Annotated in this window: 19 protein-coding genes; 2 read left to right on the top strand and 17 right to left on the bottom strand. The window is 39.5% G+C overall.

Features of this window, described 5'->3' with window-relative positions:
* Window positions 1–4 precede the first annotated feature (4 nt).
* The 14 genes from QOL44_RS03490 to QOL44_RS03425 all read right to left on the bottom strand — a co-directional run bounded on the left by QOL44_RS03490 (window position 5) and on the right by QOL44_RS03425 (window position 15,196).
* The gene (locus QOL44_RS03490; RefSeq protein WP_009060562.1) at window positions 5–862 is read right to left on the bottom strand and encodes a transglutaminase family protein; all 858 of its coding nucleotides are present in this window, start codon (window positions 860–862) and stop codon (window positions 5–7) included.
* A gap of 9 nt (window positions 863–871) precedes the next feature.
* Window positions 872–3,271, bottom strand: a complete 2,400-nt coding sequence (locus tag QOL44_RS03485) for a circularly permuted type 2 ATP-grasp protein (RefSeq protein WP_009060560.1) — start codon at window positions 3,269–3,271, stop codon at window positions 872–874.
* A 76-nt stretch (window positions 3,272–3,347) separates the two neighbouring features.
* Entirely contained in the window at window positions 3,348–4,259 is a 912-nt protein-coding gene (locus QOL44_RS03480; protein ID WP_009060558.1) for an alpha-E domain-containing protein, read from the bottom strand.
* Window positions 4,260–4,264: 5 nt separating this feature from the next.
* Entirely contained in the window at window positions 4,265–5,782 is a 1,518-nt protein-coding gene (locus tag QOL44_RS03475) for a circularly permuted type 2 ATP-grasp protein (RefSeq protein ID WP_009060556.1), read from the bottom strand.
* A 334-nt stretch (window positions 5,783–6,116) separates the two neighbouring features.
* The gene (locus QOL44_RS03470) at window positions 6,117–8,300 is read right to left on the bottom strand and encodes a site-2 protease family protein (protein WP_244229070.1); all 2,184 of its coding nucleotides are present in this window, start codon (window positions 8,298–8,300) and stop codon (window positions 6,117–6,119) included.
* 388 nt (window positions 8,301–8,688) lie between these two features.
* Window positions 8,689–9,609, bottom strand: coding sequence for an efflux RND transporter periplasmic adaptor subunit (locus QOL44_RS03465; protein WP_134372591.1), 921 nt, complete (start codon window positions 9,607–9,609; stop codon window positions 8,689–8,691).
* A gap of 71 nt (window positions 9,610–9,680) precedes the next feature.
* Complete coding sequence (locus QOL44_RS03460) at window positions 9,681–11,810, bottom strand: efflux RND transporter periplasmic adaptor subunit (RefSeq protein ID WP_009060551.1); 2,130 nt, start codon at window positions 11,808–11,810, stop codon at window positions 9,681–9,683.
* A gap of 39 nt (window positions 11,811–11,849) precedes the next feature.
* The gene (locus QOL44_RS03455; RefSeq protein WP_009060549.1) at window positions 11,850–12,155 is read right to left on the bottom strand and encodes a PqqD family protein; all 306 of its coding nucleotides are present in this window, start codon (window positions 12,153–12,155) and stop codon (window positions 11,850–11,852) included.
* 15 nt (window positions 12,156–12,170) lie between these two features.
* Window positions 12,171–13,187, bottom strand: coding sequence for a radical SAM/SPASM domain-containing protein (locus QOL44_RS03450; RefSeq protein ID WP_009060548.1), 1,017 nt, complete (start codon window positions 13,185–13,187; stop codon window positions 12,171–12,173).
* A gap of 2 nt (window positions 13,188–13,189) precedes the next feature.
* Entirely contained in the window at window positions 13,190–13,657 is a 468-nt protein-coding gene (locus tag QOL44_RS03445; RefSeq protein WP_009060546.1) for a hypothetical protein, read from the bottom strand.
* 6 nt (window positions 13,658–13,663) lie between these two features.
* Window positions 13,664–14,026 carry a hypothetical protein gene (locus QOL44_RS03440; RefSeq protein WP_194281587.1) on the bottom strand — a complete coding sequence of 121 codons (363 nt, stop codon included), beginning with the start codon at window positions 14,024–14,026 and terminating at the stop codon, window positions 13,664–13,666.
* A 77-nt stretch (window positions 14,027–14,103) separates the two neighbouring features.
* A complete protein-coding gene (locus tag QOL44_RS03435; protein WP_009060542.1) occupies window positions 14,104–14,295 on the bottom strand; it encodes a hypothetical protein in 192 nt (63 codons plus the stop codon).
* A 69-nt stretch (window positions 14,296–14,364) separates the two neighbouring features.
* On the bottom strand, window positions 14,365–14,757 hold the full coding sequence (locus tag QOL44_RS03430; RefSeq protein ID WP_009060541.1) for a hypothetical protein: 393 nt from the start codon (window positions 14,755–14,757) through the stop codon (window positions 14,365–14,367).
* A gap of 94 nt (window positions 14,758–14,851) precedes the next feature.
* Window positions 14,852–15,196: a hypothetical protein gene (locus QOL44_RS03425; protein WP_009060539.1), complete on the bottom strand. Its 345-nt coding sequence runs from the start codon at window positions 15,194–15,196 to the stop codon at window positions 14,852–14,854.
* A gap of 164 nt (window positions 15,197–15,360) precedes the next feature.
* Here QOL44_RS03425 and QOL44_RS03420 point away from each other — a divergent pair, with 164 nt between their 5' ends.
* Entirely contained in the window at window positions 15,361–16,602 is a 1,242-nt protein-coding gene (locus QOL44_RS03420) for a nucleotidyltransferase domain-containing protein (RefSeq protein WP_009060537.1), read from the top strand.
* Window positions 16,603–16,731: 129 nt separating this feature from the next.
* Window positions 16,732–16,908: a hypothetical protein gene (locus QOL44_RS03415; protein ID WP_009060535.1), complete on the top strand. Its 177-nt coding sequence runs from the start codon at window positions 16,732–16,734 to the stop codon at window positions 16,906–16,908.
* A gap of 898 nt (window positions 16,909–17,806) precedes the next feature.
* Here the strand turns inward: QOL44_RS03415 and QOL44_RS03410 are convergent.
* From QOL44_RS03410 to QOL44_RS03400, 3 genes are read right to left on the bottom strand one after another with little or no spacing between them, the layout of a single operon-like run.
* Window positions 17,807–18,319: an NADH-quinone oxidoreductase subunit B family protein gene (locus QOL44_RS03410; protein WP_045086948.1), complete on the bottom strand. Its 513-nt coding sequence runs from the start codon at window positions 18,317–18,319 to the stop codon at window positions 17,807–17,809.
* 13 nt (window positions 18,320–18,332) lie between these two features.
* Entirely contained in the window at window positions 18,333–19,865 is a 1,533-nt protein-coding gene (locus QOL44_RS03405; protein WP_009060531.1) for a hydrogenase large subunit, read from the bottom strand.
* A gap of 4 nt (window positions 19,866–19,869) precedes the next feature.
* Window positions 19,870–21,300 (bottom strand): hydrogenase 4 subunit F, encoded by a 1,431-nt coding sequence (locus QOL44_RS03400; protein ID WP_134372581.1) that lies wholly within the window; start codon window positions 21,298–21,300, stop codon window positions 19,870–19,872.

The raw sequence follows: 21,300 nt of genomic DNA, 5'->3' as shown, positions 1-21,300 counted from the left end.
ACACTCAAACCCTTTCCACTTGAACGGCAACATTCAACTCCTGCCCATGATAACCTTTGAAGATCCCACGTAGGGGAGCCACATCATCATAGTCTCTACCAACAGCTATTTGAATATGATATTCTCCTTCAACCGTATTGTTTGTGGGATCGAATCCAACCCATTTCTTATTAGGTAGATAGACTTCGACCCAAGCATGCGTTGCCACACCAATTGGCTGTTTTACAGAAGATTCTTCTTTGATTGGCTCTATATATCCACTTACATATCGAGCTGGAATGCCCGTAGCGCGAAGGACAGCAATCATCAGATGAGTATAGTCCTGACAAACTCCTTTTCTCAGTATCAACAGTTCGGATACGGAGGTAGAAATATCAGTTGTCCCAGGTGCATAAGAAAGAAATTGATGTATGAATTGGTTCAGTTCAAGCAATGCCTCAATCAATGGCTTCTCTCTTTGAAAGATCTTTGAGCTGAGTTCTTTTGTTTCCGAAAGTAGAGAAATATATTTTGATGGAAGCAGAAAATCAAACAGTTCAAACCTTTGAAATCCATAAACAATCAATGCTTCACTAACGCTAAGGTTAACATCTCCAAGGGGATCTGGATACGGATGCGTTAGAACGATGCTTTTGGTCTCAACGATTAATCGGTTATGTTTAAAAGGAATACTAAAAAATGAGGTCTTATTACCAAAATAATCGGTATAAAAATAAACAGGCACAGTAGGCGAAAGTATCATTTCGTGGCTTAAAACCGTTTGTCGAATGGAATTTTGTGGATGGCACCTTAGCTCAGAAAATGATTCCAGTGCAGCTGCCGTGTACACGTATTCGGTCGTATGGGATATAGAAAATTTCATTGGGAATGATTAAGCAGTGACATATTTTCCTTTATCCCCGGCCACATGTTCATAGGTCGATTGATGGGTCAAATACTCATCAGAAAGGAGAGAATGAAATTCATAAAATTCCTTTTCTATCTCTCTAATCCCCTGTTTAAATTGGATAATGTTTTCTTTGTCTTTCTCTTGATTTGAACCAATTTCATCCATCCATCGTTTCAATTTTGCCTCCATATACCGAACAAATGAAAGGGGTTTTTGTGACATATTTTGAATCCTTTCAGTAAATTGAAGCATCGCTTCGATCTGTCTCAAGCAAAAGTAGATTGAACGAGGGAATTGCCTATCAAAGAGAAGAAGCTCGATGAGATTCTTTGGAGAAAAGGGATAATGATAAAGACTTCTGTAAGCATACAAGGCCGATGTAAGCTTTAGTATCCATTCCAAGGCAATCTGAAGGAAAAATCCTCGGGAAAAAGCCTCCTTTTCTTCTGTGATCTTTGTACAAAGTTTGATTAAATGAAGACTAAACTTCCCTTTTTCGTAAAATGTTCCAATCTGAAAAAAATTCCAAAGCTCGTTGCGAAGAAGATGTTCATTAATGATAGCAAAAAGTCTGTCTGATCCTATAGAAAATTCATTTAAGCTTTGATCATAATTAATGGATGATCTTACATGAGGTAGGGTTTGAAGGCTAAAAAAGAGTGAGCTAAGGGCAAGCCAAACTTCAGGAGGAAGGGAGTCACGAATTTTTCTTCCATTATCATAACATTTCGATATACAGCTGACCACTGAATCGTACGAATCTGTTCCAGTGAAGAAAGATGAAAAAAGCGTCAAAAAATCTTTAGTTCCTGTTGAATGAAAAGAATTAGAACGAATTACAAAATAGCCGAGGACTTCTGATAAAAGATTTTGATAAGCATCCTCACATTCTCCTTTCATTGCCTCGTCTTCAAAGAATCGAACTGTCAGTAGCATGTGATTAAGTTGCATGCTTCTAGTTAGATATCGTCCCATCCAATACATCGATTCAGCTACCCGGCTTAAAGGAGCAATGCGACTTCTCACAGAAACATTGACACATGCATTTACATTTGGGAAAGTCCAAGAATTTTCCTGCAAAAGCCAGATGTCCTTATAGAAAGGTAACTGATTTTTGTCCTGAAATGTAACATCTGCAACAACTTTTCCAAAAAGATTTGGCAGCAGCTCAGGCTTCCCATTTTTAATAACACCAAAAAGGACTAAAGCGGCCGGTTTATGCGAAAGGGTAGTACGATAAAAAGAAGGGAATTTCTTCAACTGAGGCTTTTTTTGAATGACCAAGGATCTACAATCAACTCGAGAAATTGTCTTATCATTCTTTCCAAGTAGCCTTTCTAAAGCTACACTATGTCCATTCCGGTCTTTTAGGAAATAATCTTGCAAGCTTTCCAGAAAAAGAGAAAAGACATCAGGATCATAAGCCGGATAAGTAGGCAAAGAATTGAGCAGCGGTTTTTCTCCCAAATAATATCGGATCATTTTCGAGGCGTAAGATTGAAGGAGTGGATCAGTAGTAATCCCGCACCCAGCTGCATTGATGAGTCTAAGAGTTGCCTTACGCAGACACCAGAAAAGCCCAGCTATCCCTTCTTGCGCTTCACAACGGGTTGCAATTGGATCAAGTAAACCATCAGGGAGTCTTCGAAAAAGAATGTTAATCGGTTCAAGTCCACTTAATGTTTTCGCATAAAGCTTTCCTTGCAAAACAACAAGATCAGAGGGTAAAAACATCGGAATGCCCATCCTTCTTGCTAATATCGCTGCTTCCCAATCCTCAGCCGTAGCTGCCACAATAGCTATCTGACAATTTCTATTATCAGACAGATTTTGGGTAGACGCTTCTAGCATCCTCTCAGGAAAACCAGTGATAGGCATAATTTCCAAACCCTCATATAGCTGCGGCAAAGCCTCTTTGAGTCCTTTCCTAATTTCTTCTGAAAGCATGAGGTTGCGCGGCTGTTCTAATTCGTCTCTCAATACAACCCATTTCCCATTTTCTTCTTTTGCTACTTCACAAGAATAAATGTAGAGATATTCTCCACCAGGAGGTTCTAAACCCACGCATTCACGCCTATATTGTTCGGAAGAAAGAAAAGGTTCAAAGGGAATGACTTTATCTTTAAAAATCGATTTTTCAAAGTAGAGGTCTTTTAAAAACCTTCGCCAAGCCAGCATTCTCTGTTCCACTCCTACTCTAATCTCCATCCAATCATCTACAGATAGAACCATAGGCCATGGATCAATACAATAATCTAGGTTCTCTTCATATGGAGAAGGACAGATCCCGTTTAGTTTAAAATAAAGAGAGAGAGATTGTTGGGATTTTTCTAAGTTCTCCTCATCAAGGAAGGCTGCGTTCTTCAAAATATTGTTCCACATGATCACCGTTTGAAATTTTTGTTATTGTTAACCAGTTGTGCTGAAAAATTTAAAAAGAAAAAAATGTGCAACGTTCTTACCCAATAGCTGACAAAAGGTGCTGATGGATCGAATTACATGCGATTTGAATTTCTAGAAATAATTTTTTTCTATTTTCTGATGAAACTTCTTTCCGATAAGAATCAACAATTTTGCCCAAAAGTTCTTTGGTTGTTGATTGGGCCATATCTACTATCCACTCTTGGGAGATTATTCCTAAACAGCCCATAAGTTTTTCCAATTGCGATAGAATCGAATAGGGATACTTGTTTGCAAGTAATATAAAAGAAGTGATCTTATCGAAGCTTAACGAAGCCAGTCCCACTTTTTTCCTAAACAGGTCTAAAAGAAAGAGCGAATTTAGAAACGCTTCCCACTCCTCAAAAGAAGGGTTGTCCTTGTTTTCCGTCGGATCGTAGGCAAAAAGCAAGGCTGCAAAATTTCCAATTTTTTCAATGTATTCACCGGCTCTTAACCATGCCCAGAGTTCATCCTCTTCAAAAAGGTAATATTCCAGCTGACCAAACAAGAGCATTTTTTCAATAGTCGATGTAATCAATGGATAATGAGAAGGTTGCAGGCTCGAAGTGACTGTTGTCGAAGAAAGAAGAAAATAGGCCTCGTTTAGTTGCTCCCAAAGCGCAACAGGAAGAATATCCCTCAAAATTTTCGAGTTTTCTCTGGCTGAAAACAGGGAAGACATTGCTGATAAGGGATTCTCGCTATCAAACAAAAGAAAAAATAGGGACACGGGTAAGGAGCTATTGGTAGGTTCAGGAGTACTAAAAATCCGCATTCCTTTTTTGATTCTTTGCCAACAATAGTTCCATTTTTCCTGACTTGCTTCCAAACCATATCCCAGATAGCTTTTACCAATATTCAAACTGAATAAGGCTCTTTCCATGTATCTGGCCATCCAATAAATATTTTCTACGCGATGATCAATCATAAGCTTTACCATCCCTCATCTTCAATGATCCATGTATCTTTACTTCCCCCTCCTTGAGAAGAATTGACTATAAAAGAATCCCAGCTTATTGATACTCGTGTTAACCCTCCAGGGACAACCCTTAGTTCTTTACCCATCAAGACAAAGGGACGCAAATCAACCCTTCGCGGTTCAATTCCCGAACCGCTCATACAAGGTAGTTTCGAGAAATGGATCAGTGGCTGGGCAATATAATTTCGAGGATGGGCTAGAATTCTTTTTTTAAATTCTTCTCGCGTTTTAGAAGAACTTGCCGGTCCAATGAGCATACCAAATCCTCCAGATTGATTGACTTCCTTAACAACCAACCTTTCGAGGTTGTCCACTACAAAAGCCTGTTGCTTGGAATCCACACATGAATAGGTTTCAATGTTCCTAAGGATGGGTTCTTCATTTAGATAATAACGGATCATCTTTGGAACATACGGGTAGATGGCTTTATCATCTCCAATGCCACAACCGGGGGCATTGACCAAACTAAGTCCTCCCTTTATAAAAGAGCCAAAAAGTCCTTTTACTCCAATTAATGAATCCGGCCGAAAGGCGACAGGGTCGATGAAGCTTTCTTCGATGCGTCTATAAAGAATCGATATCCTTTTTTTATGGGTCTTAGAGTGTAAATAAAGAGTTGCATTTTCAACAACAAGATCTTTGGGCTCGACAAGTGGAATTCCCATCTGATTTGCAAGAAATGCATGTTCAAAATAGGCAGAATTATAAGGACCTGGAGTCAAAACCGCCACAACTGGTTCTTGAGAAACCTCAGAAGGATGAAGATCGAGAAGGGTTTTTAAAAGAACTGTGGGATAGGATTGTATAGGCAACGGTTTTTTGAGATCAAATAAAAAAGGACAGCTTTCTTTTAAAACTTTTCTGCAACAGAGCATATAGGCAGCTCCACTTGGGATTCTAAGATTATCTTCGAGTACAACAAAATTTCCATTTTCGTCTTGGAGCAGATCACAGCCACAAATCGCTGCGTAGATGCCCCTTGGCACTTTCACTCCGATCATCTGAGGAAGATACCCTAAGGAGCTTAAGACCAACGCTTGGTCAAGAACCTTTTCTTTTAGAATCCGTTGCTTTCCATAGACATCTTCTATAAATAGATTCAAAGCTATTGTTCTTTGAATAAGCCCTCTTTGGATCTTGTCCCATTCTTTTTTGAGGATAAGTCTCGGAAGAATATCAAAAGGGAAAATTCTTTCTTCGGTTTTCTCTTTGGCAATTTTTAGTACAAAGTGAACACCAAGCTGCCGTAACCTCTCATTTGCTGCATTCTGTGCACTAAGTAATCTATCCTTTCCCACCCGTGAAAGGAATAGCTCCCACAGAGCTTTATATTCTCTTTTCGGTTCGCCCCTTGGATCTAAGGATTCATCTGGGCCATCTAAAAGAAGTTTTCTATAATTCTGAGAAACAAATTCAAGTCGCTTTTCCTTTTCTCCATTTGCTTGAGAAATCTGAGGAATTGGCGCACCCATTTTTTTTCTTCAAGCAAAAATTGGACCATAGCCTATTAGAAATTAAAAAAATGCCTTGGCGTTTTACAAAGCCTTACTTTGGTGCCTCTCCCCCAATGCAGGACAAGAGAGCCAGTTGCTTACATTAGTGGTTGTACAACAGAGTCATCAAGAAAGGGGCTAAATGTTTCAAAGGCAGTATTATCTTAATTGATAAGCCAGCCTTTGTTCCACTTGGCAATGAGCCTGTGACTTCAAGCTGCAGGAGTGAATCACTGATATGACGAGCAATCAAATCCAATAGGAATTTAAAGCAAGCAACTGTTGCGATGTCTTATAGTTGGGATCTATCAAACTATTCTTCATGTTTATAAAAAAGAAGAGTAGACAAAAACCGATAGATTTTTTTGCCAAGTAGCGTTTTTTTACCTTTAATCACAAGTTTGGCTCTCAATCCCTCCACCATAAATTGCGAAGGACTTTCCACTGGAATATAGGCAAAATAAAAAGGATTTTTTTCATATTCTTTTTTTATACTCGAAGGAATTACCGGAACTTTCCCTCCGAAAGGAACAAGATGACCAGGATCAAACTCAGAGACTTCTGCCAATTTTTGGCTCACATGGGCAACATGACCATGAAATATTTTTTTTGTGCTTATCCATATCCCTTTGACCTCAGCTCCAGGATACACGATCCTAGATTGAGATTGATTCAGGGGCGCCACAAAGGAAAAATGATGCATGTCCCTAATTTTGAGAATGGTTTCTCCGGCTTTAAAATATCTTCCTTTCAAAGATTCCACATTCGGACTGACAATGATGCCATCAATAGATGAGCGAAGAAAAAGCTGTTCTTTCTTTTTCAAAAAATAATCGTAACGACTTTTCATTACTTGAATTTCTTTAGATTTAGAGGCCTCTTCATCCTTTTGTTGAAATGTTCTTTTGTTTGAGAACCCAACCATTTTCATAGACAAATCAAGTCTTGCAAGCTGCGTCTCAGTCTCAACTTTGTCATTTCTTAATTTCAATAGTGGTTGGCCTGGTTTTACATGTTCACCACTATAGACCCATATCTCCTGGACAATGCCGCCATCTGGACTCGCTACATTTTGTCCGAAATCTGATCGAACCACTCCAACCGTTCGGACCTTCTCTCTTACAGGAACCAAACAAAGTATGCCCAAAGCAATCCCTCCTATGGCAACCCACTTAAGCTTGCTGGCGTTCTTTTTTATGTCTTTGGCTTTAGAGACCATCAAGAGAGGCTGGAAGAAAATCCTGAATAAAATAGCCATTACAAAAGCAATCCCTAAAGAAAATTCTAAAAATTCTCCTATTCTTTCCAACCCTATCGGCGTAAGAAATCTTCTAACAACTTGACCAATCGAATGACAAAGATAAGCCATATAGACAGTAGACAGAATAGAATAAACAAAAAAGATCCATACATTTTTGGCCTCGTTTTTTTTTCCTTGATTAGATGGATCTTTATATCCTAAAAGCCATTCCTGGAGTTTAGCTGTGCAATACGCAAAAGATTTCTCCCGAAGATTTGGTATTTCAAGCAGATCAACTAATGCATAATAGCCATCAAACTTCATCAAAGGATTGAAATTAAAAAAAAGGGTCGTCACACTAGCAGTAACCATAAGGTTAAAGGCAAGATTTTTTGCCAGACCTAAGGGAAGAAAAACCCAAAAATAAGCGGCTAGAGAGGCAACAATCAACTCTGTATAAATTCCGGCCAACCCAACAAAAATCCTCGCTTTCTTATCCGGAATCACCCAGCTATCTGAAGCATCCACATACCCTACAGGAATAAAAAAGAATAAGCCTACCCCCATCTCATGAATCTCTCCTCCAAACCGCCGGCATGTAGTTGCATGACCAAACTCATGCAGGGTCTTGTCAATGACTATAGCCAAATAAAGTAAGAATATATTTTGCGGAGAAAAAAACTGGATCTGATTGGTGATAAAAGTAGAGCGATGGAAAAAAAGAAACAGAAGAGTTAAAAGCCAAAAACAAACAGTTAGCACTACCCCTTGGAATGACCACAGCCACCAGAGGCGATGAACAATCTTGTCAAGCCAAGAAGAGGGACGAACAAGGGGAAATTTGATGAAAAAAATCCTTACAAAAATTTTGCTTAGCTGATGAAAAAAAGAAGAAGCTTTTCTGGGGAGTTGTTCCATCCATTGGCTTGCTGGCAGTATAGTCAGATTCCTTCGGCTAAGAATCGAAGCAAATCGCAACACTTCTTCTGGGTTAATCTTCCGATGCGGCCAGTGAGCATTAAAAATTTCAGCTATCTCTTCTGTTGTTCTTTTCCCATCGAAAAGGGTGGCAAGAAAAGCTTCCTGAGGAGGGAACCTATAATAGGAAAGTCCCAAGGGGTCTTTGACAATATAGTAGGTTTTGTTACCAAAAGTTTGTTTCTGAAAAATTAGATCGGTTCTTAATCTATAAGGAACAATTTTTTCTTTTGTCTTTGGCTGCTGACTGAACACTCCTAAACTCATCGTAAAAATCAAATAATCTTTTAAAAGCTGCTGACCTCTAAAAACATATGTCTGCCTAGCAAGAGAGGGGCGTTTTTATCATTTTTGACTGCCGCAAATCCTCTTTTCAGTAATACTTGCCTTATCATGGCTGTCTTCTTTATACAAGCCTGCTGATCAATTGGTTTGGGCGCAGCAACACCATCAGACTAAGCATCCAAAGCCAATCGAATGACATCGTTCATAACCGATTCTTTTTCTATTGACATTTAATTGCTAGAAAAAAATGAAAGCAACTAATTTTTGTAGAAGCAAAACTGAAGCTTCCACTCGTCCTTCTGACTTCTAGGAAAGAAAAAGGATTTTGAATAAGAAGAATTGTAAACTCAAAAAAAATTCTCTAAGCAAGTACTTGCTTTTTTCATCGAATCTTTTCTCCCACATTCAAGCCTATGATTGGAGAATGAGAAGGGAATTCCTCTTTATTCTCGGGTATTACGACCTCAGCAGTAATCCCCGCAACAACTTCTTTTGAGGCAGGCATCACCAATTTTACTCTAAAAGTCCCACTGGCAGGGTCAAGGAAGGGATCCACATATACAACGGTCGTTTCCACCACTTTCCCAGCAAAAGGTCCATCGACCAATTTAACGGAAAGTTTGTCTTTGGGATGCAATTTCCCAAAGTATTTTGATTCGCAATAAATCACCATCTGTAGCTCTGAAACATCAATCACTCTAGCTACTGGTTCCAATCTTTCCACGGACTCTCCCTCATTCCTTAATTTTTTAAAAAACACTCCCTCGATAGGTGAACGCACTATTTTGGATTCTAACCGATTCTGAGCCGTTATTAATAAAGCCCTCGCTTCTTTTAATTTATTTTGGGCCATTTGATAATTATATTTAGCCTCCTCAAATTGTTTAGGACTAACGATTTCTTCTTTGTAGAGCCCTTCGATTCTTTTAAATTCCACTTCTGCCTTTTCAACCTCAGCTTCATGCACTCCAATTTCTGCCTCTGCCCTTGCAATCTCTGCTTTTTCCTCCTCACTGTTTAACTGTGCTATGATATCGCCTTTTTTGACACATGCTCCTTCTTCAAAAAAAAACTTTTCGAGGATCCCAGAAGCCTTAGCACTCAGCCTTAGATCCGCAATGGGAAGAAGCACAGCTTGATAGGAACCTTTTTCTTCTAGTAGAGGCTCTAGGGATTCAGACTGGGAAGCTTCTGGGCTGTCTTTAAACAAACCTTCACCTTTTAAAGCCATTGGCCACCAAAGCATAAAAACGGAGCAAAAAGACAGAGAAAACACAAACCATTTTCTCATTATCTTTTTCATTAAATCTTTCTTTTCTTTAAAGAAATAAACTTTAGATCGATCTAGTTTTTTCCTACACACAATCCGAGATTCTACCAGAAAAAAACATGAATCCTTAGAAACCCAATGAGATCACGTAAAGCTATATGGGCTAATGGCCTAAGCCCCACATAAACCTTCGCCTGACCACGTAGGCCTTTCTTCAAAAGTAACTGATCGATGTTTTTCTCTTCCCATGGAATGATCAAAGAAAATTCATATTTTTTTCCTTCGATCTCTACCCCACTAATAAACTGGGAAAGAGATCTTAAAAAAAGTCTATAACTTTTGGTTGGGTCAGCCGCAAGTCGAAAAGAAACTCCAAGGGGCTCGTTTTTTCTTTCAATCACTCTTCCTAGATATATAAAATCTTGTTCTCTTAAAGCAATCTTAACTTTCCAATATCTCGGATCAGCTAGTTGGACTAGAATTTCTCCAACTTGCGGTATATCCCCTCTCCGGGACACTAAATTGCTTGGTCCCATGACAACTCCCTCGATCGGGGCTCGAACAGAACAGTGATAAAAGTCATTATACAAACTTTTTAAAATCGCTTGTGATTTTAAGGCATTCAGTCTGGATAGCTGCATTGCTGTTTCCTGCTTCAAATTTTGAGCAAGGTCAGCTTCAGCCATACTTTTTTTGTAATCCTGCTCTACTTCCTTTATCTTAAGAAGAATATTTGTCGGATCCATCTGAATAAGCAGTGTCCCTTTCTTCACATAGTCTCCAATCTGGACATGGATCGATTCGATTTTTGCTGAGACCATGGCTGGAACTGATATTTCATAAGAAGGAATTAACACTGCATTACCCTTTATTTTCATTGGTAGAGGGAAAAAAGCGACAATTAGGATCAATGCAAGCAAAGAGGGATAAAAGACTAAAGGATTTAAAAGAGGATGATTCTTTGTCGTTTTGGAGAAAATCCAAAATTTTTTCTGCTTAAAATAGGCCCTAGCTACACTTTTGCCTCCAATAATGGCAATTTTTTGCAGCAGGCTAAATAGATCCAGACTAGGAATGATCTTTTCCTTCCCCTCCCAGGAAATAAACCCATAAATTCTTTGTTGCTGATCCATCAAAGGAAAAGCAGCCAGCCAATTCATAGGAATATTCTGAAAATAACGAATTATAGCCAAAGGCCTTTCCTTTGCTGCAGATTCCCTCATAGCAAAACCGATTCGAAGTGGGCCATCTTCCTTTCTTTCAACCGAATTAATCTTCTGCTCTTCTATTGCTTGTGCTTCATCAAAAAAAATAGCAAAAACTGATTTTTGCTGCTTCGGCAGTTTATCTTGGAAATGATGCGGATTGGCAGCTTTGAAAAGGGCTATACCAGCCTCTTTTAATAGAAGTGCTTGATCGGATTGCTTATGGATTTTCGAAAGAGAGCTGACCGCTTTGAGTTCAAACACATTGGCTTTTGTAAAATCCTGAGTGGTTAAAAATGAAAAACCTTTGCTCGTTAAGGGAACAGCAAAGAGACAGGTCCGATCGCATCCTGCGATTTCTCTCCCATAGTTGACAAGTAAAAACTCTATTCTTTCTATATCGTTTTCCACAGCCAGATCTTCAAGACATTTCAGATAGAGTCCATCTGAGGCATTGGGAAAAGAAGCCTGGGAATTTTGAAAAAGAAGTTTTCCAGCAAACGCAATCGCCTTTAAGCAATCTCCCAGAGTACTACTAAGCAAAGATAGCCATCTATAGTTTTGCTCAAGTACTTTTGTCTCTTCCAACCAGTAATGGACAACTCCCCAAGGAGTATCTCCTAAACTCAGATGGAAAAAAAGATGATGTAGATCTGTCGTATTGTAGCATTGAAGTGTTTCATTTTGTGGATGATTGGAGTCCACGCCTGCGGGAGCCTTATGTAAATAACAAGAGTGCTTCTCTAAAAAGGTTTTGTTGAACCATTGGATAAAAAAAATTTTCATCTCGTAATCAGTTTCCCATTGATTTGGCTCTAAGGAAGAAGACCAGACTATTTCCCAACGACCTCCAATAAGCCGACCAATACGCATCCCCTTTATGCCAAGGTGTAAAACAGAATACTGACTAACAATTACAAAAAGATCTTCCGGTTTTGAAAAAGAGCTAGAAAACGATAGAAGTCTTTCAAAAAAGGCATCTGGAGGCAGTGAAAAAAAAGAAAGCAGTATATTTTTTTCACTTTCCATTATCACAAGCAATAAAACAATTTCTATGGTAAGAAAAGACTAAGCCAGAGGATCCTTCTTCTGGTCTATTACCAAAAGATTTTTTTCTATGAGTGTTTTGATTAAACAATCTATGTCGTTTTGAATTTGAAAGGGATCCCCTTCGAAATGCTCAAGCACCCATTTTTTTAATGCATTGACATCTCCATCAAGGTCAACCAGTTTTTTCCACACAACCGTCCCATAGACATCCAGCCGATAATAATTCCAATCTATTGTATTGAGAAGAATCAATTCATTTTCTATTGGTTCATAACTAATCCACTCTGGGATCTTCACTTTTTCAAAAGAGCTAGTAACATCCATAGGAAACCTCGTTTTTTAAGAGCCGCAAGAGTGGCATTCTTTTTTATTAACCTCGGTGAATTTTTTCATCATTCTAGCAGCCACTAAAAAGCTTTTACCATCCTTTTCCATAAAATATTCCCGCAGCTTTGCCACTAACTGCCGCTCATTCAAAATATCCATGCACAGATCGCAGATGCTCGAATAACGATCCCTTTCAGGAATATTAATCATAGGGAACCTGTCCTTTAGAATCCTGAATAGTCCGTAAGGGCCAAGTAGAGCAATAATTTCTAAGATTGGATCCTCTTTTGCTTTCAATAAAATTTCTCTTAAAGATTTTCTCCTAGCATCACCCAATACCAAAGGTGAATGATGGCCTGCATAATGAGATGGCCCACAACAAGCAAAAACCCTACCATCATACTCAACCACTGGTGCTAAGATCACCCCGCATACGCCTGTCGGAGGTGAATCGGTCCAAAAAAAGTCTTCTTCTGGAAGGTCGTTGGCCCTACCCAGCTTTATAAGAGGGATCTTTTCTGTTTGATATTGGATTTCACCTAAATCCGGTAGAAATGAATCCTTTCCATTGTTGGAAGCAGGGGTAATGACACTTCGAATGATTAAAGGAATTTTCCACTGCCAGGCTGCTTTCGCCACCGCTTGTAATTTCCATCCGTTTTTAAAAGCCAAATGATATTGATCCCAACTGATACAAAGCCTGTCTAGGCCTGCTTTTTTAACCGCTTCGATGACTAAGAAAGCATGTTTTTCGGTTCGAACCCATCCACATCCTGTTACAGCTGTCACTCTAAAGCCAAGGGCTTTGGCTTTAAGGATACACCGGATTAATATTTCGCTATTCAAAAACGCTTCTCCACCCGTAAAACTCACCACAGGAGTTAGGCCAACTGCCTCTTCCAGGATAGAGAAAACAAAAGACTCCTCCAGCATTCCCTCTGCCTGTGGCGAAGAATCCGTAATACAGTGCGCACAAGCCAGTGGGCATTTTTTCCTAAGCATTATTCCTAAGACTGAATAAGTTATCATTACTACCTTTTGTCATTAATGGTTAAGGACAAAATCATATTACAAACCTGCGGCAATGTTTCTATTTTTCCTTTTGGCAAATAAACCCGATAAGTCTTCATTTGCGCTAACCATCGCAATATTTTCCTAGCCTGAATTTTTACATCTGGAAAATACACACTGTTAGAAAAAAGATTTTGGAAAGCTTTTCCCGGTTCAACTTTTTCAATAAAAGGTTCAACTTTTTCTGTCCACCTCAGGAAAAAAATGGTTTGAAGAGGAAGTATCTTCTCTGTTAGCTTTCTTACAGGCTTCCCAATGTCTTCTTCTTTTCGATAGTTCCTAAGATAGGGATGAGAAGGTACGACCAACGGTTCCTCTGCTTCCAAAACAAAACCAATCCGATCATCTGCCACTAGGTTATATCCCAAGTCTAGAAAAGCAGAAAGTAAGGTGGACTTTCCTCCTCCTGAACTAGCTACTAAGCCCACGGCTTGCTAATCCACCTCAAAAGCTCCGCCATGAAGGAAAAGAAGACGGCCTATAAGCTGAGCAAAATGGGGTAAAACCAACTGATAAAGATAATATCGGAACTTGTCATCTATAAAATGGGTACAATCCAAAGTGATTTGAGTCGATTGAATAGTAAACAAAAAATTTTCCCCAATGACCAATCTCTCAGGGTTTTTTAAAAGTTTGACCGGCCCTATAAAAACAGAAACTTCTTTAGGATTGAAATCTGGGAAAGTCTCCACTAAAGAAACGATTAATGGAACACTACCCCAAAGTAATGGACCGGCAGGAGGAAACTCTAGAAAAGCACCGGACAATCCAATGCCATAGCCTACTGCTTTACCCAAAAATTTAGTATTCCCACCCGGTTCCATCACGAATTTCTCATTTGCCAATCGCCTCAAAGACTTCAAAAATACTTCCCTTATAAACCAATAGTCGCCAATGCAGTTACTGATAAAAGCTGGTTTCTTAGATCTGGAACCTGATTTGAAAAATGGCTTAAATTTCCCAATGGAGAAATTTGGGGATTTTTCCACATAAATTTAATCTTTTCTTTGAGCTTTGTCTCAAAGATCTCCAGATTGATTAACGCCAAATTATAAGTTTCTTCCATATTCTTTCTCTCCTAATCAATTTTTGTTTTTAAATTTTTGTTTTTATAGACGCCAACCTAACAAATCATTTAAATAATCGATAGCACCGAAATTAAAAGGGGACTGAGCAAATCGTTAGTCAGTCCTGTTACTACATTCAAAACCCCGTTAACGCCACTAAGCAAAGGTTGAAGATCCTTAGCTAAATTCAGCTCTCCAATTTGAAGAGCAGCCTGCGGCCCTCCAATAGTCAGTTGCAGATAAACCGGCAACTGGCTTGTGCTTGGATCGCTAAGTGGAGTAGAAACCTGGGTATGAAGTACTGGTGAATGATTGAGATTGTGGGGCTGTGTTAAAAATTCTCCCGGCATATTTATCATCATGTGGTGAGGAAGGGCAACTGCCGCGAAAAGCTCTCTTGATTCCAATACTTCTACTTCAAAAAGCTTAGTCTCCTCACAATTAGTTAAATTTTCTTTCATTTTTTCCTTTTCCCTCCTCTATAGCACTTCACACAACTCTCAACTATTGGGCTTCCCTTATCAGGCAAAGGAAAGCCCAGGACTTTGTTGTTTTTTAAACAATCGCTAAAACTGAACCAAGCAATCCAGTTACCGTTCCCAATAATGGACTAACAACGCCATCTGCCAATCCCACCACAGGAGTTGTTATAGTCGAAACCGTTGTCGTGATCGGTTGCAATAATCCTGATAAATTGGGTTGATTTACGTGTAGGGATAGATCGGCTGGAAGATTAAGATTAATAATATGTTGTCCGTTGGTTGGATTATTCACTTGTAGAGAAAGGTCCAAAGGCAGATTCAAGTTGATTAAATGATGTGGCACCGCAGCGGCTGCAAAAAGCTCTCGAGACTCCAAAGTTTCCATCTCAAATTGACTAAAATCTAACTCTGTATTCATTTAATTACCTCCTGTGTTAAGTTTGCTTCTTTAAAAAGATTAAGTGTGATTAAAGAAAATTTAAATTCTAACACAAGCAAATTAAGGATGACAGATTTCTGAAAGAAAATACAGTGGAAACACTAATATACATCTAGTGTATATGCCTATATTTATTACTTATAATGAAAATCAAAAAAAAGAAAGAAAACCATTTTATCTTATTAAGTCCTGAACAAAAATCGCTGCTTCTTTTAAGCAATAAAACGCTTGATAATTTACAAAAAACAGAACTTTTAAAAATTCTTTCAAGACAAGATTTCGACTGGGATCAATTTTTCAATTTTTCCTTTCAACATTCCTTATGGCCTATTGTTTATAATAAACTTAAAAATGACTTTCCTTTTCTTATTCCTCTAGATATCGACCTAAAATTCCGTCTACTGTGTAAACACATTTCAAAAAGGAATTCATTGCTGTTGGATGAGTTTAAAAAAATACTGTTTCTATTCCATGATAATGGCATCCAAACTATATCCTTAAAAGGATTGGACCTTTGTCAAAGACTCTACGAAGATTTTTTTTCAAAGACCGTCACCGATATCGATCTGTTAGTCCCAACCTCAGACATCCAAAAAGCTATCGTTCTACTTCGTTCCAAACTTGGGTACTATCCACACAACCCTTCTTCCTATAAGCTTTCCTCCCTCTTTTTTTGGGACAAAGATCTAACTTTATTAACAAAAAAATTTGAAGAAGATCAGGCCCCATCCATTTGTGAGCTCCATTGGGCTCCCTGTTTTAATGGGGTATTGGACAAAAAATTTTTGGAATCAACATGGAAAGAATCCTCCATGTCTGCTTTTGAGGGTATTCCCCTTCAAAGGATGCCTAAAGAAAATGAGTTTCTTTTTTTATTGGCTCATGGGGGCAAGCATCGATGGGAAAAATTGAGTTATCTTTTAGATCTTCATCAATTCATTTTATGGGCAAACTTTTCTCAACAAGATTGGGAAAGAGTGATCGAAAAAGCCTTTCGCTTTGGTTGGAGCCGATTTTGCTTATTGGGTATTGCCCTATCAAAAAATTATTATAACAGCCCTATCCCTGAACCCGTTTTTGAAATTCTAGAAAAAAGTTGGATAAAAAATGAAGAAATTCTTTCTGTCCCCAAAAGCTCGAAAAGATCCTCTTCTTTCCCTCTTCCACGTTATTTTACGCTTTACGAGCTATTTGATTTCAAAAAACATAAATTCTTCTTCATCCTCAAATCTCTTCGTTTTCCCTCCTCAGAGATTGTAAAAACTTATCGGTTGCCTTTCTTTTTATCTTTCCTCTACATTCCCCTTTCAGCTTTTATTACTATTCGTGGATGGATCCAGAGAAATTGTAGTTCTTTGAGAGAATTCATAAGAAGGATCAAATGACCCATCAAATTTGACCCTTTAATTAACAAAAGCTTCGCTACATTAAGCCTACGTTCAAGATAGCGACTGCCTATCTGGGAATATTCATTGCAAGCTATAGTATTGCGACATTCTAGTCACAGATCGAATATGATAGCTTGGCTTCAGCCGATAATGATCAATTGGTTTTTTGGGGTTGAGCCAGAACTCATGGTGAACTTTGTGCATTTAGTCCCTTCGAATAAAGGCAACGCAGGAATACAACCTTATCAATTCTTAAGAGGTCTTCTAGCAGTTGGTGAAAACAGGCAGGTACATGCCTTTTGATAATCTAGCCTGGCAAGCTTATCCAGCTAATGCATTGCTGAAAACCAAGGCTAACTGATGATGAGTGAGATACCCAGCAAGGGAAATAAAACTGCGCATTGGATATTTTGCCAATCTTTGGCAGTCAAGTGGTTTGTCTACCAACTGAGAATTTAGGGTTCACCACACAAAAACAATTCTTAAAAACATACTCTGGACTTGCTTATGCCTAACCCAAGCTCGTTCTTTTCGCCTTTGTTTTGGATCGGGATGACCCAGGCCTTGCCAAGGCTGTTCCATTCTCCGGTGAATAGGATAGTAGAATTAGTTTGTCATCTTAACAATCAAAGAGGACACCTCCCCGCTGCCTGGAGTCGTCAGCCTCGAAACAGCCCCCCTTCTCAGGATTCCAATCGGGGGTAGCCCGCTATTACAGGTACTCCTCTCCAAAAGCATCGCATGCTGCCGGGTCTGCGGCATCCACGAAAGAATCTCCCTATCTCTGATCTTTTTTTAGGTTGTGCCAAGCTTCTTCGGCGAATATAGGTTCGCCATGCCTGTTTATAACTAGATTGGCATCGCAATATCGATAACAACTCTTTACTCTCAGAGTAATAATCAATTTTCTTGAATCATGTCCGGTTGACTCTCATTTCTGCCTTCTTGTCGGCAAAGGAACAGTCCAGCGCCCTAACAAGATACACAAAAGACCTAAGCAACACTTTTCATTAAGATACAGCCAATTTAGCATTAGTCTTCTGTGCAGCTTAGCATAGCTTCAAACCAATTTAAAGTTATAACAAATCCACTGGTTGCAATGCGCCAGAATCAGTATCCTGACTTCCGCGCCTTCGATTATATCCATCAGTCCAAAGAAAAATGCTTGTGCTTGAAATCAAGTGTACCCACCCCTAAAAGTTCATCTTTCCATTAATAGTATTAATCCACGAAGAAGATCAATCGGTGAAGGTGGGCACCCATAGATCCAGAGATCAACCGGTACAACATCACTTACTCCACCGTTCATGACTGCATAGCTCTGCTTAAAGACCCCACAGCCTGCAGCACAATCTCCCACAGCTACTACCCATTTAGGAATTGGAGTACAATCGTAGGTTCTTTTTAAGGCTTCAATCATATTTTTGGTCACAGGACCAGTAACTAGAAGCAGATCAGCATGCCTAGGGGAAGCCACAAAACGGATTCCGAATCTTTCAATATCATAAAAAGGATTGTTTAGAGCATGGATTTCTAATTCACAGCCATTGCAAGAACCTGCATCCACCTCCCTTATAGCCAGGCTTCTTCCAAGTTTTTTTCTGCAAGCTCCTTTCAAAGTTTCTGAAAGTTTAATCAGTTCGCTTTCTTTCTCCGTCGCAATCTTTTCAGTTAACATTCTTGGCCAAATATTTTTAAAAAAATAGCTTTTCATTGGGTCTTCTTCCTTATAGATCATGTCCTGAATAGGAACAGTTGAAGGATTTATTACAAAGCGGAAAATCCGCGACCACTGCTCCAACGATAACCTTTTCAAGCAGCGGCCATTGAAACCAGGAAGGATCCCTTGGATGACAGCGTCTGATTTTTCCTTTTTCAATCTCTATCCATAGCAATATATCCCCACGAAAACTTTCTACTACAGCAAGTCCCTGCCCGCTTACTTTTGGTTCTTTAATTACTGAAAGGATGCTTCCAGAAGGCAAATTATTCAAAATTTGTTCGATCAACAAGCTACTCTGTTCAATTTCTAAGATCCGAATCCACACCCTCGCATTGACATCACCTGCCTCTAACAAAGGGGATTCAAAGGAAAGTTTATCATAGGGTGGATACGCAAAGCATTTTCGAGCGTCAAAGTTTCTTCCAGAAGCTCTCCCAATAAATCCACCAGCTCCAAAGAGCTTTGCAGCTCGAGCATTCAACACACCTGTGCCCACCGTCCTATCTTGTAAAGAGTTTTTTGAATCATAAAAATTTTTTATAGAATAAAGTTCCTCCTTAATTTCTTTAAGAAGCAGACAGAGATTTTCTTTTCCTTCCTTGCTCAAATCTACGTTAAGTCCTCCTGGAACGATTCTTCCCATCATCAATCTGTGTCCAAAAAAATCTTTAGAAAACCGCAAAATTTTTTCTCTTAAAACCGCGCATCGACTCAAAATCCTTGGGAAAGCTGCATCATTACAGATTGCTCCAATATCCCCAAAGTGATTGGCCATCCTTTCCATTTCAGCCATCAGCGCTCTTAACCAAACAGCCCTTGGCGAAGGAGTTACTCCCATGGCTTCTTCAACGGCAAGAGCATAAGCATAGGAATAAGCAACGGTCGCATCACCAGAAATTCTAGCAGCAATTTCAGCTCCCCTTTCGATTGAAGCCTCAAAGAAAAGTTTTTCAATACCTTTATGGGTATAGCCTAGTCGTTCTTCCATACGCACAACGATTTCCCCTCCCATTGTGAATCGAAAATGACCAGGTTCAATGATACCAGCATGGACAGGACCTACAGGTATCTGGTGGAGATTTTCCCCTTCCGACAGAAAAAAAGAATAGGGTTTTTGTTCATCAGGGGGAAGGATGCTTCCCAGGGGATAACGCAATTGCCATTTTCCATGATCAAGCCATGGGCGATTGTCGAAGGAGCCTTCAGGAATTAATCCAAAAAGATCATGTATAGTTCTTTCTAACCTGGCAGCCGAGGGAATCTCTATGGCAACCGAAGGAAATTTTCCAAGCGGTGTCTCCAGCTCTATCACTTGCAGCTTTGACTGAGACTCATCGAGAAGAACCATGTTCACTTTTTGAGGAGAACCCCAAAGACCAAATAGAGTCCATTTTCCGCTAGCTACCTCTTTGGAAAGCTCAATCCAGCGTTCTTCACTGACTTTTTCCAAAGCCCAACATTTCTTTCTCTTTCCAGCCTCAATCTCTATCTCTATAGCTTCTTCTGTGGAATGCGGAGAAAGTTCTAGTTTTTTCATAAACTCATTTTAAAAGTAAAGAGGTATGTTTAAACCATTCCACCACATGCGGAGGAATGTAGATTCCAGCAGTAAGGATAAGAAGAAAATGACTCAACATAGGCAGATATAAGGAAGGGACAACAGCAGAAGTCCCTTTTGGCTCTCCAAAAGCCACTTGAACAAGTTTGAGCAAGAGTGCTCCAAAGGCAATGATCAAACCGCAGGCAAGCAAAGCTGCGAGGAGTGGCGCTTTAGCAAAAGCTGAACTGAGGACTAAAAATTCACTCATAAACACTCCCATTGGTGGAAGACCGGCTATTGCAAGCACCCCAAATACAAGCCCCCATCCCAGGACAGGATGGCTTGCTGTTAATCCAGATAAATCAGCTATCTTCTGTGTTCTTTTAATCTGAGAGATATAACCAATTGCAAAGAAAATCGCTGACTTAGTCAAGCTATGCATGCTCATATGCAAAAGCCCAGCAAAGTTAGCAAGCGCTCCGCCAATCCCAAAGGCAAAGGCAATAATTCCCATATGTTCAATCGAGGAGTAAGCAAAAAGCCGTTTGATATCTCTTCGTTTGTAAAGCATAAGGGCAGCGAACAGTACGGAAGCAAGTCCCATTGACATCAGCAGTGGACCTGCCTGTAAGGCATGTGGATTGGCCGCAAGAAGCATTTTAAACCGCAGGATCGCATATAGAGCCACGTTAAGGAGCAACCCAGAAAGCACAGCTGAAATAGGTGTTGGACCTTCTGCATGCGCATCAGGCAACCAGGCATGTAATGGAAACAGTCCTGCTTTTGTTCCATAACCCAGAAGAATGAAAACAAAGGCAATGTTCACAAGAGAAGTATCCAGGGTCGACGCATGGGAAAGGAGATTTGTCCAGGCCATCGCGGACAATCCTTCTCCAATTGCTGGGCGAGCAGAAATATAAAAAAGAAAGGTTCCAAAGAGAGCCAATGCTATACCCACTCCACCAAGGATGAAATATTTCCATGAAGCTTCAAGGGCTTCAGCTGTTCGGTAAATACCAACCATAAGAACCGTCGAAAGCGTAGCGATTTCAATAGCAACCCACATCAGTCCTATGTTGTTGGAACAAAGCGCCAGATTCATCCCAAAAAGAAGCGACTGATACATCGCATGATAAAATCTCAAGGAAACAGCGGATATATGCCCTGTCTTTATTTCATGAGCAATATAATTTTGACTAAACAAAGCGGTCGTGAAGCCAACAAAGTTTGTCAGGAGGATAAAAACGATGTTGAGTTCATCTACAACAAAAAACAATCCAGCTGCCTCTCTTTTGACAAGCAAAAGAAGGGAGCTAGCAAAGGAAAGAAAAGAAAAGAGGGCGTTTAAAAAGGATGAAATCCTATAGCTTCTAACCAAAGACAGCAAAAGTATTCCAATGAATGGAAAGATAAGAATAGCTTTCAGGTACAT

Source organism: Candidatus Methylacidiphilum fumarolicum (genome assembly GCF_949774925.1).
In the GTDB taxonomy this organism is placed as follows: Bacteria; Verrucomicrobiota; Verrucomicrobiia; order Methylacidiphilales; family Methylacidiphilaceae; genus Methylacidiphilum; species Methylacidiphilum fumarolicum.
The sequence above is the reverse complement of the archived record's forward strand: the minus strand, read 5'-3'. Positions and strand labels throughout refer to the sequence as shown.